Origin of the sequence: Metallosphaera sp. D4-4 (genome assembly GCF_046245145.1) — an archaeon.
Taxonomy (GTDB): domain Archaea; phylum Thermoproteota; class Thermoprotei_A; order Sulfolobales; family Sulfolobaceae; genus Metallosphaera; species Metallosphaera sedula.
In genome coordinates, this window is the sequence record NZ_CP176412.1 from 1,688,706 (window position 1) to 1,704,893 (window position 16,188).

General features: G+C 47.6%; 19 protein-coding genes. 10 read left to right on the forward strand and 9 right to left on the reverse strand.

The window, feature by feature from the left end:
- Positions 1 to 6: 6 nt before the first annotated feature.
- Together soxC and ACI49J_RS09180 are read left to right on the forward strand one after the other, a co-directional pair.
- Positions 7 to 1,653, forward strand: a complete 1,647-nt coding sequence (gene soxC, locus ACI49J_RS09175) for a proton pump complex cytochrome B SoxC (RefSeq protein WP_248547294.1) — start codon at positions 7 to 9, stop codon at positions 1,651 to 1,653.
- A gap of 31 nt (positions 1,654 to 1,684) precedes the next feature.
- A complete protein-coding gene (locus ACI49J_RS09180; RefSeq protein WP_248547293.1) occupies positions 1,685 to 1,975 on the forward strand; it encodes an antibiotic biosynthesis monooxygenase in 291 nt (96 codons plus the stop codon).
- Between the two features lies 1 nt (position 1,976).
- Here the strand turns inward: ACI49J_RS09180 and ACI49J_RS09185 are convergent, their stop codons facing one another.
- Together ACI49J_RS09185 and speB are read right to left on the reverse strand one after the other, a co-directional pair.
- Positions 1,977 to 2,714 carry a 5-formyltetrahydrofolate cyclo-ligase gene (locus ACI49J_RS09185; protein ID WP_248547292.1) on the reverse strand — a complete coding sequence of 246 codons (738 nt, stop codon included), beginning with the start codon at positions 2,712 to 2,714 and terminating at the stop codon, positions 1,977 to 1,979.
- Positions 2,686 to 3,618, reverse strand: coding sequence for an agmatinase (gene speB, locus ACI49J_RS09190; protein WP_318552103.1), 933 nt, complete (start codon positions 3,616 to 3,618; stop codon positions 2,686 to 2,688). Before speB ends, ACI49J_RS09185 begins: the two co-directional genes overlap by 29 nt.
- A gap of 126 nt (positions 3,619 to 3,744) precedes the next feature.
- Between speB and ACI49J_RS09195 the strand changes: the two genes are divergently transcribed.
- The 5 genes from ACI49J_RS09195 to cpsA all read left to right on the forward strand — a co-directional run bounded on the left by ACI49J_RS09195 (position 3,745) and on the right by cpsA (position 7,073).
- Complete coding sequence (locus ACI49J_RS09195) at positions 3,745 to 4,938, forward strand: AAA family ATPase (protein ID WP_318552102.1); 1,194 nt, start codon at positions 3,745 to 3,747, stop codon at positions 4,936 to 4,938.
- 31 nt (positions 4,939 to 4,969) lie between these two features.
- Positions 4,970 to 5,197 carry a HEPN domain-containing protein gene (locus ACI49J_RS09200; protein ID WP_248547289.1) on the forward strand — a complete coding sequence of 76 codons (228 nt, stop codon included), beginning with the start codon at positions 4,970 to 4,972 and terminating at the stop codon, positions 5,195 to 5,197.
- Positions 5,182 to 5,388, forward strand: a complete 207-nt coding sequence (locus ACI49J_RS09205) for a hypothetical protein (RefSeq protein ID WP_248547288.1) — start codon at positions 5,182 to 5,184, stop codon at positions 5,386 to 5,388. The genes ACI49J_RS09200 and ACI49J_RS09205 overlap by 16 nt, the downstream gene beginning before the upstream one ends.
- Complete coding sequence (locus ACI49J_RS09210) at positions 5,373 to 5,696, forward strand: nucleotidyltransferase domain-containing protein (protein WP_318552101.1); 324 nt, start codon at positions 5,373 to 5,375, stop codon at positions 5,694 to 5,696. Before ACI49J_RS09205 ends, ACI49J_RS09210 begins: the two co-directional genes overlap by 16 nt.
- A gap of 201 nt (positions 5,697 to 5,897) precedes the next feature.
- Positions 5,898 to 7,073, forward strand: a complete 1,176-nt coding sequence (cpsA, locus tag ACI49J_RS09215) for a carboxypeptidase CpsA (RefSeq protein WP_318552100.1) — start codon at positions 5,898 to 5,900, stop codon at positions 7,071 to 7,073.
- 194 nt (positions 7,074 to 7,267) lie between these two features.
- Here cpsA and ACI49J_RS09220 read toward each other — a convergent pair whose 3' ends face one another.
- Complete coding sequence (locus ACI49J_RS09220; protein WP_318552099.1) at positions 7,268 to 7,792, reverse strand: TRASH domain-containing protein; 525 nt, start codon at positions 7,790 to 7,792, stop codon at positions 7,268 to 7,270.
- Positions 7,793 to 7,908: 116 nt separating this feature from the next.
- Here ACI49J_RS09220 and ACI49J_RS09225 point away from each other — a divergent pair, with 116 nt between their 5' ends.
- Both ACI49J_RS09225 and ACI49J_RS09230 read left to right on the forward strand, forming a co-directional pair.
- Complete coding sequence (locus ACI49J_RS09225; RefSeq protein WP_248547284.1) at positions 7,909 to 8,076, forward strand: YHS domain-containing protein; 168 nt, start codon at positions 7,909 to 7,911, stop codon at positions 8,074 to 8,076.
- Positions 8,066 to 10,300, forward strand: coding sequence for a copper-translocating P-type ATPase (locus ACI49J_RS09230; RefSeq protein ID WP_318552098.1), 2,235 nt, complete (start codon positions 8,066 to 8,068; stop codon positions 10,298 to 10,300). The genes ACI49J_RS09225 and ACI49J_RS09230 overlap by 11 nt, the downstream gene beginning before the upstream one ends.
- On the opposite strand, the gene ACI49J_RS09235 is transcribed toward ACI49J_RS09230, so the two are convergent.
- From ACI49J_RS09235 to ACI49J_RS09245, 3 genes are all read right to left on the reverse strand, one after another.
- Positions 10,301 to 10,636, reverse strand: a complete 336-nt coding sequence (locus ACI49J_RS09235; RefSeq protein ID WP_318552097.1) for a nucleotidyltransferase domain-containing protein — start codon at positions 10,634 to 10,636, stop codon at positions 10,301 to 10,303.
- Between the two features lie 218 nt (positions 10,637 to 10,854).
- Positions 10,855 to 10,998 (reverse strand): hypothetical protein, encoded by a 144-nt coding sequence (locus tag ACI49J_RS09240; RefSeq protein WP_318552096.1) that lies wholly within the window; start codon positions 10,996 to 10,998, stop codon positions 10,855 to 10,857.
- Positions 10,999 to 11,035: 37 nt separating this feature from the next.
- Positions 11,036 to 12,226, reverse strand: coding sequence for an FAD/NAD(P)-binding oxidoreductase (locus ACI49J_RS09245; protein WP_318552095.1), 1,191 nt, complete (start codon positions 12,224 to 12,226; stop codon positions 11,036 to 11,038).
- 365 nt (positions 12,227 to 12,591) lie between these two features.
- On the opposite strand from ACI49J_RS09245, the gene ACI49J_RS09250 reads away from it, so the two are divergent.
- On the forward strand, positions 12,592 to 13,341 hold the full coding sequence (locus tag ACI49J_RS09250; RefSeq protein WP_318552094.1) for a CBS domain-containing protein: 750 nt from the start codon (positions 12,592 to 12,594) through the stop codon (positions 13,339 to 13,341).
- A gap of 49 nt (positions 13,342 to 13,390) precedes the next feature.
- Here the strand turns inward: ACI49J_RS09250 and ACI49J_RS09255 are convergent, their stop codons facing one another.
- The 3 genes from ACI49J_RS09255 to ACI49J_RS09265 all read right to left on the reverse strand — a co-directional run bounded on the left by ACI49J_RS09255 (position 13,391) and on the right by ACI49J_RS09265 (position 16,064).
- The gene (locus tag ACI49J_RS09255) at positions 13,391 to 15,103 is read right to left on the reverse strand and encodes a cbb3-type cytochrome c oxidase subunit I (RefSeq protein WP_409366334.1); all 1,713 of its coding nucleotides are present in this window, start codon (positions 15,101 to 15,103) and stop codon (positions 13,391 to 13,393) included.
- Between the two features lie 283 nt (positions 15,104 to 15,386).
- Positions 15,387 to 15,851 (reverse strand): hypothetical protein, encoded by a 465-nt coding sequence (locus ACI49J_RS09260; protein WP_240254434.1) that lies wholly within the window; start codon positions 15,849 to 15,851, stop codon positions 15,387 to 15,389.
- A 6-nt stretch (positions 15,852 to 15,857) separates the two neighbouring features.
- On the reverse strand, positions 15,858 to 16,064 hold the full coding sequence (locus tag ACI49J_RS09265) for a hypothetical protein (protein WP_240254432.1): 207 nt from the start codon (positions 16,062 to 16,064) through the stop codon (positions 15,858 to 15,860).
- Positions 16,065 to 16,188 lie beyond the last annotated feature (124 nt).

Consider the following 16,188-nt stretch of genomic DNA (forward strand, 5'->3'; position numbering starts at 1 on the left):
GAAACCATGAGTTTAACAAAAAGGGTTTCAAACTGGTTTTCGGAGAGACTAGGATTAAATGACCTACCTTTCTTCAAGACTCCAGACTACATGTATCACGTTAACGAGTGGTTAGGCGCGTTGGTGGCAGCATCATTTATCTACACCGTGATATCTGGCCTAATACTCCTGCTATATTATAACGCAGCAGCAGGTTACCAGTCGACTGAGACCATAATCAATCAAGTGCCCTATGGGTCCGTGGTGCTTTATAGTCACCTATACGGCTCCTACGCCATGATTATCCTGGCTTACGTTCACATGTTCAGGAACTATTTCGTGGGGGCATATAAGAAGCCAAGGGAACTCCTATGGATACTTGGCGTTCTAATGCTCGTCCTCACTCTAGGTGCCTCCTTCCTGGGATATAGCCTTATCGGGGACGCCCTCGCGGTAAGTGCTGTTGACGTTGGAGCCGGGATCATCACCTCTATTCCGCAACTGTCCTTCTTAATACCCATCATCTTCGGGAATTATGACACTGGAGACTACACGAGAGTACTTGCATTACACATAATCCTTGTGGCCTTAATAGGTCTACTTTTCGTGTTCCACTTCTTCCTTGCGGAGCAGTATGGAATGATGCCTTCAAGGAAGGTGAAGCCAAAGGCGCCGGCAGTTTACACCAAGGAGGAATGGTCAAAGTTTAACCCGTGGTGGCCTAGGAACTTCGTTTACATGAGCTCGCTGATTTTCATGACTTGGGGTTTCATTCTGGCTATCCCGAACGCGCTCGCCTACCTAAACGGACTGCCACAATACTTCAACCCCTTCATGAACCCGAAGCCAGCTCCTCCACCCAATAGCCCTGCTGCAGCGCACATTACAACCTATCCACCGTGGTTCTTCCTGTTCCTCTACAAAATCGCAGACTTCACCAGCGACGTGGTAGTATTCCTAATGATAGGTGTAATAATACCGCTGGTATACCTCATCATCTTGCCATTCATAGATAGAACAGACGAACTTCACCCGCTCAAGAGGAAGGTATTCACTGGGATAGGTATTCTCATGATTACGTACCTGATACAGACCTCCCTGTGGGGTGATCTTGCTCCCGGAGTTGAAGTAAGTGTTAAGGACCAGGTAATCGCTTATCTCATACCAGCGATTATAGTAGCTCTAGGTTTAACCTTCATTAAGCCAATGGACGTCCAGACGAAACAGGTTAGGGGAATATCACCCCTTACATCGCTACTCTTCGTGGTGGTGGCAATGTTGTTCGCTGGTTCTGTCGTGGAGCTAATCGACTATCCAACCCTGTTTACCTTCGCCGTCACACTATTCACAGGCTCGCTGTTCTTTATAGGAAGTAAGGCCATGGGCAAGGTAGTTCTGAATAAGGGTCTTCCCAACAATGCTGTACCCGAAGTTAGAACAACCACTGAGACTCCCACCTCCAATGAGACCAAGAGGAAGTTCGCAGAAGTTCTCATGAGCATTCTCTTCATTTTAGTCGTGATAATAGTGGCGCAAATGTGGACCATCCCACCAACCGGGTATGCCTCAAACCTGTTCGGAGTGGATCTGGGACTGGTATTTCTGATGTTGGGAGAGGTAATCTCGCTCTACCACTACGTGGTCTACAAGAAGCCCATTGAGAAGGAAGAATAATTTTTTTAGCTTCTTTTCCTTTTTACAAAATATGATAAATGTAGGATTTTATTATAGGGTCAAGAAGGGTCATGAAAAGGAATTCGAGGAAACCTTTTCGAAGGTTCTCGAGTATCTGAAGAAGAACTTCCCAGGTTTCAAGGACGGGAAGCTATACAGAAGCGTATCGGATCCTCAGGAATACCTCATCTATAGTGAGTGGGAAAACTTGGATGTATTTAGACAATTCGTGTCAAGTCAGGCGTATAGGGACACCACCTCATATGGTAAAACAATCATCGAGGGAAGACCAACTCACAGGGTCTTACAGCAGGTGGAGTGATCTACGTTAGGCGAAGAACCTTGTTAAGTCTGCCAGTCTCCTTCAGATATTCCAGGAGGTAAGGAGTGTCTACTACTTTCTCTGGGGTTAGGTACTCAAGAAGGAGCCCCTGGGGTTTAGGTTTAGATGGAGTCTTGAAGAGTTCCTTTTCCGTTGCGAAAATGTCCACGGGGACATCGAAGGGCTCCAACGGAATACTTTCAACAACCTGGAGAGAGTGCACAGTGGTCACGACTGGTACTCTCTCATCCACTAAACCCTGTTCCCTGAGGATAGCATATTCAAGTTCACTGTAACCTTCCCCCTTTCCTACCCTGCCTCCGTCCCGTGAGACCGCTACCGAGCCCACCACGACTAGATCTATCCTTGGTATGTCCCTAAAGTGAACCCTTTCCCCGAAGGAGGAAAAGTTTGAGATCCTTGAGGCTTCCCTGGGACTCTCCCATGCCTTTTCGGTCATGAGAAAGAACTCTCCCCTCAACCTCGGGGTAGGGACCAGTAACACCTTCCTCGATCTCAGGACCAGTTCCCTGAGGGGTGCCTGAGGGGAGTCAGGGTTGCACTTGATAACCCTCGCGTTTCTGAACTCCTGGGTCCCTGAAAGAATCCTGGCCGCCTCTGCACTTCCCTTGAAGTTGGGTATTCTCCCCCTAACAGGTCTAGGGAATGAGGCTACGTTCTTCTCCTCCATTAATCTCCAGATTCTCTCCCTAATTTCCCGCTTTACCTCCCTCTCCATGCTTCATCCTCGCCTTCAAGCTCATGGCCTCATATATCAGGTTTGCCCCCAACATGGAGGTTATTTCGCTCACGTCGTAGGGCGGGGAAACCTCAACTACGTCGAACCCCACCAGGTTCAGGTTTAGGGATCTTAGGATCTCCAGTGCCTCAAACGAAGTTAGCCCGCCCACCTCTGGTGTCCCGGTCCCAGGGGCGAAAGCTGGATCAACCACGTCTATGTCAAAGGAGATGTAGGTGGGTCCCTCGAGACCATTAATTTCCCTGATCACCTTCTCCGGGTTAGCCTTCACCTCCCTAATGTTGTAGGAGGTTATGCCAAGTCTTTTGGAGTCCTCTACATCCTCGTGAGAGAAGAGTGAGCCCCTTATCCCAAGCTGTATTACCTTGTTCAGAAGACCCTCCTCGAGGGCCCTCCTGAGCCAGGTTCCGTGGTCGTATTTCTTACCCCAGTGAGAGTCCCAGAAGTCGTAATGCGAGTCCAGGTGAACCAGGTTTACCCTCCCGTGAACCCTGTGCACCGCCCTCAGCACCGGTAGGGTGACGGAGTGATCCCCCCCAGCTATGAAGAGGGTCGAGTTCCTCATCCTTTCCACGAGGACCTCCTCAATCCTTTTCATGGTATCTTCAATGTGACCCGGAATCACATCCACATCTCCCCCATCACAGGCGGAGAGCTCGTCGAGTGGATATACCTTCTGGAAGGGGTTGTAGGGCCTCAACAACCTAGAACCATCCCTTATACCCATGGGACCGAACCTTGCCCCTGGCCTGTAGGTTGTGGCATCATCGAAGGGAATTCCCATGAAAACTGCCTCGACCCTCTCGTCTCCGCAGAGGGGTAACCTAGCAAAGGTCGAAATCTGAGAAAATCTTGGGGATTTAAGGGCATCTATCTGCCTCATACTTAAGACAGTGTCACAAAACTAAAAATGAATTCATGGTGTTTTCTCCCTTAAACTGGTTTGAAACTCGTACCATTTTCACGATAAATTATATAACCAGGATTATATAACCAGAGCTATATAACCATGGAAATACAAAGAAGGGAACAAAGGGACGTAATGAGCCTCAGGGATTGGACCCTGATATTCGGGCGAAGGAAGGTTGGTAAGTCCTTTCTGATCAGGAAATACCTCAAACACGATCTCTATTTCACGGTGACAAGGAATCTACAGGCCTTCTATCTTGACGGGGAAATTAGGCCCCTCCGAGATGCGCTTAAGGAGTTGAGCGAGACTCTGAGGCGTGATGGAACCGTAGTGGTGGACGAATTTCAGAGAATGCCTGAAAGGTACTGGGAAATGTTTGGTCCCTTGAGTCAGAACGGTAAACTCGTGTTGGTAGGTTCGAGTTTCAGAATATCTAGAAGGGTATTTGATTCCAAGAGTCCGCTTCTCGGTCTGGTAATACCCTACAGAATGGGACTCATCCATTACGCTGAGACCCTTCACGCCGTGAGGGATCCCCTGCTGGCGGTCCTGTACAAGGATCCGTGGGTGATCTCCTTTCTGAGAGACGTAAAGGACTTGCAGGAAAGGGGGTACCAGCTCTACATGGTCACCAAGGGCCTTGTGGGGGAAGTCTTTGAGGAAGAGGAGAGGCAGTTAACAACCCTTTATGAGGCCATCCTCATGTCCCTCGCGGAGGGGGAGTGGAACACCTCGATAATAGCTGGGAGCCTTGCGGGGAAGGGGATCGATATCACGGCCTCCTCGGTCAGCGGTTACCTTGACGTATTGGCAGGCCTGGGATTGGTGGACAAGGTGGAGATCTTCGGTGCCAGGAGGAGAGCAAGGTGGTATTACAGGTTATCCTCTCCGGTTCTGTCGCTCATGTTTTACGCGGAGGCCAAGTACAACGTCTCCGTGACGGAAAGGGTGGGCGAGTTACCCCTGGGTAGGGAGGTTCAGTTCGCCGTTGGAGAACTTCTGGCGGAGAGGTATGATGGTGTGATGGCGTACTCGCCTTACGAGGATATAGACGTCGTGATACTCAAGGATGGTAAGCCAGTGATAGGGTATGAGGTGAAGGTGGGGGAAATCGATAGAAGGGAAGCGGAAAGGGCAATCTCCAGGATAAGGAGTTCTGGAATTCCGCGTGTGGGACTGGTGAGCCTCAGGGACAAACCCAAGTTCGAGGTCGAGGAGAGTCTGGGTCCAGAAGAACTCATGGAGGTCGCAGACGAGATATATGGGAGGGTCTTGAGTCAACAAGGCCCCTAAGATTATTTAGCTGGTTCGTAGATGATTTCAAATGGGATCATTGGATAAAGCACTCCTCATGTGTAGAAGATCCCTCTCCTACTTCAAGGTGGCAAAGACAGCTTACGAGCAGGGATATTATGATGTGTCTGCGACAAACTGTGAAATTTCATCCGAGCTACTCATTAAGTCAACCTTCCTCTATCTAGGTTTCTCGTACCTACAACGAGCCGAATTCGTCAGCTATTATCTCAACTTGGGTTATTGGTACCTAACCTAAAGGAGGAAATTTCATCATTGGTAAAGGCCAAGAGGAAGGACCTCAATCAGGTCGAGATTAGTCGCTTTGAAGGACAGTACGCACCAGTGGACGTCGATGAAGATATCTCAAGGGATTGCCTAGACACGCTGGAGAAGGACCTGATTCCCCTTATCAAAAAGGTGTGGGGTGACAAATGGTGTGGGGACTGAGATATATTGAGTATCTAAGGAAAAACTGGAGAGATATAGCAGAGAGAGTTAAGGAGGTAGCCCAGAGATACGGTAAGGTTCACAGGATAGTAGTGTTTGGGTCAGTGATAAAGGACGAGATTACAGGTTCAAGCGACCTTGATATAGCAATATTTTACGACGAAAATCTAAGTAATAAGGAGAAATTGAGGAGAACTTTGAACATCCTCAACGAATTAGAGGAGGAAGTGGCGATCGACCTGAAGGTAATGAGAAAGGATGAAGAGGAGTTCTTCCTCAACCTTGTGGGCAAATACGTTGATGTGTGAGCTACTTCGCCCTATGGACGGAGCATCTCCACCTCGCGATAGAGGTTTCCTGCTTTCTTGAGGGAACTAACTGCACACCGACTAGCGAAAGGTGACGGTTATAGAGTCTTCTCCTCGATAGGCAATGAGTCAGTCCAATCCCATTCAGAATCTTCATGAGAAGGTAACTCAGCTTTTAACGGGGGTTGTGTATAATATGTTATGGACGCTCAAAGGATTTACAACGAAGCGAGGGAAATAGAGGATAAGGTAATAGAGTTAAGAAGGAAGATACACGAAAATCCAGAACTCTCATACCAGGAGTATGAGACTGCGAAGTTAGTCGCCAACTACCTGAGGTCTCTTGGGATAGACGTCAGGGAAGGGGTAGGGACCGAGACAGGGGTCCTTGGTATCATCAAGGGAAGGAGAAGTGGAGTAGTTGCCCTAAGGGCAGACATGGACGCCCTCCCCGTGACCGAGGAGACAGGTCTACCCTTCGCCTCAAAGAAACCAGGAGTTATGCATGCATGCGGTCACGATGCTCATACTGCCATGCTCCTAGGTGCAGCCACAATACTCTCACGTCACCTTGACGAGATCGGAGAGGTTAGACTCATCTTCCAGCCGGCAGAGGAGGATGGAGGAAGGGGTGGTGCGCTTCCTATGATAGAGGCCGGAGTAATGGACGGCGTTAACTACGTTTTCGGGTTACATGTGATGTCGGGCTATCCCTCAGGTACCCTGGCAACGCGTGGAGGACCTATAATGGCCTGTCCCGATTCCTTCAGGGTTGAGGTAGTGGGAAGAGGGGGTCACGGATCCGCTCCCCATGAGACAATTGACCCGGTCTTCATCTCCGCCATGATAGTTAACGCGTTACAGGGCATAAGGTCGAGGCAGATCAATCCCCTTGAACCCTTCGTCCTTTCCGTGACCAGTATTCACTCTGGTACTAAGGATAACATAATACCTGACAGAGCAGTAATGGAGGGAACAATCAGGACCCTAAACGAGAAGGTGAGAGAGACGGCACTTAAGTCCTTCAGAAACATTGTGAAATCGGTGTGTGAGGCATATGGAGCCGAGTGCTTGGTTCAGTTCAAGGAGGACGCATACCCTGTCACCGTGAACGATCCCGATACCACGAAGAGAGCCATGGAAATACTCAAGGAGATTCCTGGGGCAGAGGTGAAGGAGACGCAACCCGTGATGGGTGGAGAGGACTTCTCGCGTTTTCTGCAAAGAGCTAAGGGATCTTTTATCTTCCTCGGAACCAGAAATGAGAAGAAGGGAATAGTCTACCCTAACCATAGCTCTAAGTTCACAGTGGATGAGGATGCCCTAAAGGTTGGGGTAACTGCGCTAGCACTCCTGGCAAGTAGGTTCTCGTCATGACGGTTTACTAGTCTCTTGTATTTTAGAACGAGATGACAGGAAAGGTTATCCAAGATGTGGAGTATCCTAAACGTTCCTGATCGCACGCAATTTCTGAGGAAAAATGAAATTGACCGTAGCTCGTTTAACACTGCAAAGGCCATACAATTCCTTGGTTAGAAATTCTTCCTGAATCATACTCCAACCTTACGTATCTATCCCTGATCCAATTCCCCTTTGGTCCTTAGTTTTTTGATGAGCTGGCTTTGGCAGGTCGCACAGCATGTATAGTACACCTTCTTTCCCCTCTTCACTATGAGAGGTTCTCCCGCTATCTCTCCTCCACAGTAGTCGCACTTTAAACCGGATCTCCTAATACTCCTTGAACCAACTTTCTGAACCGCAATGAAGTATCTCTCAGTCTTCAACTTGGATAATACATCTTCAATTTGATCCATGTTGCCCGTGACGGTCACCATGAATTTACCGTCAATAAGTCTGTAGCACTCCGCTCCCTCTGTGCAACTGTCCGCCACTGCAAAAACAGTGAGTTTGCCTTCCTCGTAGAAGTCAACCGTGAACCTTATTCCCTTCTCCCTTAGGGAACGAAGGATCTTTGCCACTGTGGCCCTGCTGACTCCCAGTTCCTTAGCCAGTTTAGTGGAACTTATCCTGGAGTCTGATTTGAGAATGGTTAGCATTCTGTACTCAAGTTCGCTTAATGAATTTACATCTGTCAAGTTAATCCCCCATAGATCACAGTTATAATGTCATTTTGATTGCATTTCATCGTAAACAATAGACAATGGATACAATGTATATTTAAACTTTCAACGAGATACTATCAAGATAAAACATGATGGATCCTGTCTGCGGAATGGAAGTTAAGGAGACCTCAACCTATAAGACCATGTACAAGGGAAAGATGTACTACTTCTGCAGTCCACACTGTAAGACGGCCTTTGAGAAGGACCCAGAGTCCTATCTCAAGGGTGGCCCAAGGGGAATGCCCCATGGGCACTGAGGAGAAGTCCTCACTTAGACTGAGGAAGGAAGAGGAACTCAAAATCCTGGGAATGCACTGTGCCACATGCGAGGTAACCGTAACCAAGGCGATTTCTGGAGTTAAGGGAGTTCAGGAGGCTAGGGTTAACCTGGCTTCTGGAAATGCTAAAGTTATACTGCAGGGGGGCAGGCTCAAGGAAGTTGTTGACGCTGTCAGGAAGGCTGGATATGACGTTGCCCTTCAGAAATTCACAGCGAAGGTTAGGGTAAGCGAGGAGGAGTCCCACAGGTTAACAGAGATTCTAGAGGGGATGGACGGAGTAGTCTCTGCCAAGATAAATCCCTCCTCAGGGCTAATCATTGTGGAGTACAACCCCGTGACTACGTCGTCCGACAGGATCAGGGAGGAACTGGAGAGACGCGGTTACAGGATAGAAATCGAGGAGGAGAGACTATCCAGATCAAGCGATTTCAAGGACCTTTCGACTCGTCTAATCGTGGGGGCTCTCATCTCCCCCTTTACTTTGATCAGTATTCCTGTTCTCCAATTCATTCTTTCAATCCCTGTAGTCTTCTTTGCGGGAATGAGGTTCCACACGGGTGCCTACAGGGCACTCAGGAATAGGACCACGAACATGGACGTCCTCGTTTCTCTGTCGTCCTTAACGGCGTGGGTTTATAGTCTGGTGTCCCTCCTATACCTTCACGCGGGATACTTCTTCGACTCGGCCTCCCTCCTGGTTACATTCATCCTTGCTGGGAAGACCCTCGAGGCATACATCAAGGAAAGGACCAGCAACGATGTTGTTAGTCTCCAGTCAGTGAAGGCCACAAGGGCCAACGGGGAGACAGTGGACTCGAGGAAATTGAGGGTTGGTGACGTGGTCGTGGTTAAGGCAGGGGAGGTGGTTCCAGCAGATGGCATTGTAGATGAGGGAGAGGGATACGTAAACGAGTCCATTTACACGGGAGAACCTCTGCCGGTAAAAAAGAAGAAGGGCGATTCAGTGATAGGGGGATCCACTCTCGTCTCCGGTTTCCTCAAGGTTTACGTTACCAGGACTGGGGAGAGAACCTACATATCTCAGGTTATCGAGGCATTGAGGGAGGCAGAGGCCGTGAGGATACCGATACAAGGTTTGGCGGACAGGATATCCGCAGTCTTTGTTCCCACAGTGATTGTGGTAGCCTTAATCTCCTTTGCGGTGTGGTTCTATACGTTACATCAAACCCTAACGTTCTCTATCCTAATCGCGGTTGCGGTTCTGGCATCTGCCTGCCCTTGTGGTTTTGGCTTAGCTACTCCCATGGCAGTCATGGTCGGGATTAGGAAACTCTTGAGGAGAGGGATAGTGGTGAAGAGGGGCGAGAGCCTGGAGAAGCTTGGTGACGTTAAGACGTTCGTGTTGGATAAAACAGGGACAATTACACGGGGAGAGATCAAGGTGGAGAGATTTCAGGAGTACGTGCCAGGTGCGGTGGAACTAGCCTCTTCCCTCGAGAGACTTAGTAATCATCCAGTGGGAAGAGCCATAGCTTCTCTCTCGAGTTCATCTCACGGCGTGGAAGGATTCACTGAGATGGATGGTGGAGTTTACGGGAAGGTGGACCAACATGAGGTTCTGGTTGGGAAGCCTGATCTCGTTAGGAGGAACTGTGAAGGTGAGCCTCGCGGAGATGTCAGCGTATGCGTAGACTGGAAAGTGGCGGGAGATTTCTGGCTAAATGACGAAATGAGGGAGGGGGTCAAGGAGGTAGTTGAGGAACTAAAGAGGAGATTCAGGGTAATCATTGCCACAGGGGATTCCAGCGAGTACGCTGATAGGATTGCGTCGGAGCTAAGAGTAGAGCTGAGAAAGGGACTAACCCCTGAAGATAAGGTAGAGCTAGTGAGGCAACTTAAGAGGGAGGGAGGTGTGGCATTTGTGGGAGATGGAGTCAATGATGCCCAAGCCTTGAAGGAGGCAGACGTGGGGATTGCGGTGTCTAGCGGGACGGACCTAGCAAAATACGCCGGAGACGTCGTTATACCTGGGTTGAACGCCTTGCCCTTTCTCATAAGGCAGTCCCACAGGACAGTTAGGAAGATCAAAGAGAACATTGCGTGGGCCCTTACCTACAACGCGGTGTTGGTGCCCGTAGCGGCTGGAATGCTTTATCCCCTTGTTCTACCACCCGAGTACGCAGCCCTAGGAATGGCCATGAACAGCGTGAGCGTTGCCCTCTGGAGTTTCGTCCAGTAACTAAATCTCAACCCATACATCTATGAACTTCTTATACCAGTTTTCGTATTCCTCCCGTGTAACGACGTGTATCTCAAAGAATTCATTGTTTAGTATTTCCATTATATCTCCCATGGTCTTAGCCTTGGTTCTCAGGTTCTTCCCTAGGACGTCAGAGATTACCAGAACGTCTATGTCGCTATCAGGCCTTGAGTTTCCCCTTGCCACGCTTCCAAACAGTAGAACTCTACCTTGAGGGTCCATAGAGATTACGAATTCCTTTATCTGCTTGAGGAAGTCGCTAAGCCTAGATAGGGCTTCCTGTCTCTTCCTTGCTAACCTCTGGTAGTCAGACATTGTCCCAGCTCCCTAAACTTGTTAGCAAGGGAGACTGCCCTTTCCGCATCGTCTCTTGTAAAGACAGTTCCAAAGTACCTTCCCTGAGTATACGAGAGAAATATATGACGTAGAGGAAGTCCTTATTGTCCCTTCTAAACACGTTGATATTGCACTTATCTTCATATAAATCCTTGATTCTCTCTGGGAGTGAAAGAATGTTGTGGGTCTTTGGGAAATCACCGGCCTTCAGGTAAATGAGATATAGCGTATAGTTGAATGAATTGTTCCACGTTGAAGAGGGCTAAGTTATAGGATCCCTTACCCAAACTGTATTTGGCATTGTCCGGGAATTCCTCCAGCCCATCCCTCAGGAAGCTCATGTGAGATAGAAGTTGACGTGGATTAAAAACTAGACCGTTAAGCCAGTTCAATATCCTCGTTACTCAACCTTTCTGGACTTACTTCCCTCCTTTCCTTGATAATGGAGTTAAGCGCCTCCAGCTCCTCCCCAGGTCTATTCACGGCAACGTACCCGTTCACTAGGCCTTGCTTGATATATATCACATTGAAAGACAGGTTCTCCATCTTTCCCCTTACCACATACTCGTCATAACCCGTGGTCTCCCCAGCAGATTCAATGTGCAGGTCAAAGATATCTGACCACACAGTGGAGAGAAAGTCATACTTCTCCTCCTTCCCCATCATGTTTCTAGCTGCGAGCCTTCCTGTATACTCAGCGTTATTCCAATGTTCTATCCTCCTCCTCTTCCCGGAGACTGGATCCTCAATATTAGCAACGTCTCCTGAGGCGTAGACGTTGTCGAGACTCGTTCTCAGGTGCTTATCCACCAAAATCCCGTTGTTCACTGAAATACCACTCCTCTCGGCAAGTTCCACATTGGGCTGAATTCCCGTCGCAACTAGAACTAGGTCAGCCTCAATCTCACCGCCGCCACCAAGAGTAGCCTTCACCTTTCCTCTTTCCTCAAATGCGTTAACTGACTCGTTAAGGAGGAACTTCACCCCTCTCTTCTCGAAATATTCCTGGAAGAATCTAGAGATCCTCTCATCCACGAAGGTACTCCAGATGTAGGGCTTAACCTCCACCATTTGTACCTGGATTCCAAGTTTTGTGAGGCTTGCTCCAACCTCCATTCCTATGAACCCAGCGCCAACAATGAGGGCTGATTTCGAGGTCTTAGCTTTCTCCCTGATTCTGTCAGCGTCATCAAGAGTCCTAAGGTATTTCACCCTATCTCCCCCTGGTACATTGAGTTTTCTAGGCCTTCCTCCTGTTGCAATCAACGCCTTTTCAAACTCAATTTCATCCCCGTTACTTAGCTGGGCCACGTTAGTCTTGATCCTTTCCACAGTTATACCCGTGCGGATCCTGTCCCTGTGGGTCTCGGGTAACTTGAAGAAGATCGACTCCCTATCAACTTCCCCTCTCATATACTCCTTGGAGAGAGGGGGTCTATCATAGGGAAGAGAACTATCGTTAGTTACCATAATCATGTCAACCTTTGGATCAGCGTTGATCAGTTCATCCAATGCGTGATAGCCCGAAACTCCGCTCCCTATTATGAGGTAACGAGTGGAGGTTCTCATACAAATAAATTATTTATCGCAATTATAAAGATATGGAAAACACTTAAGGTGTTAGGGTGTCATTAACTTCATTGAGTGTGGCCTAAGAACCAGTAATGGTGCTATTATATATGATTAAATTCCAAAATATCGTAATATCAAAATATTTGAGATTTTAAATCTTTCGATCTAGATTGTTGGTTCGAACTACGAAATTAAACTCTCATCTTTACGTAATAATTAACTATATCATATCGGGATTCATCACATCATGATTTTTATCTCTGGAATCATTTTAGCTCTTTTCTCATATTCTCGTATTCAATTTTAATCAGTAACCGTAATCTAGAGAAAAGCTTATGTCATTTAAATCATTAATATTAATCATGATAAAAGTTTCCGACGTAATGACTCCGGTGATCGTGTCAGTTACTCCCGAGTCAGATATGCGAGAGCTCATAGAGGTGTTGGGCAGGGATAAATCTGGAAGAGTTATAGTACTGAAGGACGGTAAACCCGAAGGTATAGTCACTACAAGGACTGTTGTAAATGCCTATGCTCAGTATGGAAGGAAGATAATGGAGTTAAGGGTCAAGGATCTAATGAGTGAGAAGTTAATCAAGGTTAACGTGGACGATAGTGTCCAGGACGTTTTGAGAGTATTGATAGCCCATGACATTGGTGGCGTTCCAGTGATGGATGGAGATGTAATAGTAGGTATATTCACTGAAAGGGATTTAGTTAGGTTGATGGCTAAAAGAACGTATTCAGGGCTTGTGGACTCCATAATGTCACCTAACGTATTCACAGTGGACAAGGAGACGGACTCACTAGAGGCCTCTAAACTTATGAGCTTGCATAAGGTGAGAAGGTTGCCCATCATGGACGGGGATAAACTCGTGGGAATCGTTACCGCAGCAGATATTGTGAAATCCCTCTTGAGAAGTGTGGAACCACAAAACGTACTCGAAATTGGATCTAAAGACCCCATCACGGTGAAAAGGTTGGATACAATCATGAAAGCGGTTAGGATAATGGAGGAGAGGAGAATAGGTACGATACTAGTTGTCGAGGAGAAACTAGTTGGGATAGTTACAGAGAGAGATCTATTATACTCAGCACTTAATAGTTTATGAAGAAGATGAGAGAGGGAAAAGCAAAAAACATTTTTCTTTTTGCAAAATCTTAACTTTTTCCTAGATCCGTCAGTCCCTTACTAGGACTTCCCTTACTAACATCAAGAGAGTTGTTATCTAGCGCCTTTGCTCCAACAGGGGTCCCATTGGAGATTCCCGAGTTCTCCTCTAGCCTTATCATACCGTCAGCGGGAAGAGCCACAGGTAGCTCCTCCTCCTTGTATCCTTCCCTTCTCATAGCATACCTTTCTATGGCAACCGTTTGAACTGCCCATATGGGTATGTCTGTCTTGGGTACCTTCTCGCCATATAGCAGAGTTAATATTAAGTTGTAGGCAAATATTATGGTTGCGAAGCCAGCTAACCAACCTGCTATCAGGATGAGCTGGTAGTAAACCTCGTAGAATCCGGCCCACGCCACTTCCCTTCTGATTAGCCCGAAGAATCCACCCTCACTCGAAACGGCTGAGAACAACCCCATACCTGCTTGCCATCCCCAGAAGTGTAACCATCCTAGCTTAGTACTGTACCAGTTCTTTCCAAGTAAGTAGGGTCCTGCAATATATACTACACCCAGTACACCGCCTACAGAGTATAGTGTGAGCATTATGTGGAAATGACCGAATATCCATCCCGTGTTGTGAATCGTCGGGTCCAGCGCAGGGGTTGGGTTGGTGGGCTCAGCCTGTATTCCTCCGATGATGTTCCAGACAGCTGCGGCGTATATGAAGGCAAATCCTGGATCCCACTTCAACTTCCTAGGATCTCCTAGGGTGATGAAGAAGAGTAGCCAGAGGGCAGCGAAGGGAACTGCCACCAAGGCAGTGCTGGTCTGGGCGAATATGTCCCTCAGGATCAGGGGCCACGGGTCGTCCACTATGTGGTGAACGTAGACGCTAGATCCCAGTACGAACATGACTGGGATGAGCCACCTAGTGAATCTCACGCTGTACATTGGTCTCCTTGCGTAGAGCGGGGTTATGGCGACTATGGCGCCTGTTAACGTGTAAGGAACGAAGTACACCAGGGGATGGTCAGCGAACCAGAACAGTCCCTTCCACACCTCTGCGTTGGGAATACCGAACAGGTATATGTTCAGTCCACCTATGGGCGAGAACAAGCTCCACATGTCAGCGATAAACACGGGAATATTTGCCAAGGCCATCATTATCATGTCCATGACAATGAAACCTATGGGAGTAGGTACTAGCTTACCCTGTACTCTGCCCTCGAAGCTAGTACCAATTACCGAGGCCATCTCCAACCATTCTGCAACAACCATGGTTCCATATCCTATGTACCACGTGACTGATGCCTGCAGGGGATTGAGGAAAGTGAACAGATACTGGTTCTGTATTCCTCCCAAGTTCATCATAAAGAGGGCGAAATTGTTTAGCCAGAACCCGAAGTTCGCCACCTTGGGCCATTTTACCAACCTAGAACCATTCAGTGCAGGGATCATGTAGAATGCCAGCGAGAACACTGCCGTGAAGGCTGCACCGAACACCATGTCCATGACGTGGTTAGTCATGGCCTGGAAGTAGTATGCTGGATCGAGGACCACCGGTACGCCTTGGCTACTGAGCCCCGCTTGTCCCCTGAGAAATAGCGCGAACGCACCGCCTATGAACAGCCATGCTACTGCCGCTAACAGTAGCTTTATACTCAAGGCCTTGTAGTCTTCGGTGTAAAGGACTTTGACCAACAGGGATCTTTTTGCCTCTCTTTCTTGGACTTGCTGATACTTTCTACTCCATTCCATCAGTTTCTCCTGTTCGAGTCTCCTAATTTCCTCTCGAGTAGCCATTTCTATCAAGATCAACTTGAAGGAGAATTCTTTAAATCACAACGAATTTTTTGAAACTCGAAGGACTCATGGAGATCAGGAAAGATCAAGTTTATCGTTTACAAAGGGGCCACAAAATTTCACAAAAATGATTAAAAATAGTGGTTATTTGATTAATGGTGCTTATTCTACGGATAGTTCTGATCTAAAGAAGAACGTTAATTTTTCGGGTTTACTCTACATCACCAAAAAACTTTGCTTAAGTGGAGACGTTAGATGTAACAGTGAAGGAAAATTGATTCCCATCAGTTAGGACTATGTTATATTGACCAGGGGACAAGTTGACTGGGATAATGAGAGTGTCATAGCCCACGTATATCTCGTAGACGGGAGCGTAGGCACTCGCAATGGAACCGTTTGAAAGGGGCACGGACTCGAGGTAATAATAAACCGAGGGTGTTGTGGAGAATGAAGAGTTCGAAATGGACGATATCCTCACAACAGTGTTGTTATCCTCGTTATCAATTACTAACTTTAAGCCCTTGATTGTCTCATAGGAAATGCTCCCGTGAGAGTATACAGGGATCGTGTAAACTCCGTATGAGACGTTGTAGGTCGGAATAAACTCGGAATTAGGTATGAGACTTTGAAAGATAAAATAACCCGTTAAGCCTACTAGTATAACCACAGAGGCTACCACAAAAAAAGTTCTTAACTTCGCCATCTCATCTCAATCCTGCATATATGCACCGGCCATTATAAGTGCTAGCCCAACAACGGCTATGGCTAGACCTGCCAAGTCAGTGCCAGTGACAGAGAAGGCGAAGGAAGCTGGATTGGGCTTCAGCAGAGTGTAGCTGTACATTGTTAACATGATCACCGAAATGGCCACCAAAAAGCCTCCAGGAATTATTAGACCCCAGACCTTCATGTTCATTTTATACTCACGTATAACTTTCGAATCTAACAAAAATAAAAACCTTTCCTTATTTTCCTCGATAAGTGATATTTAGATTATATCGGCTCATAACACTCAGCGCTCTAAGTCGATAACATGATCA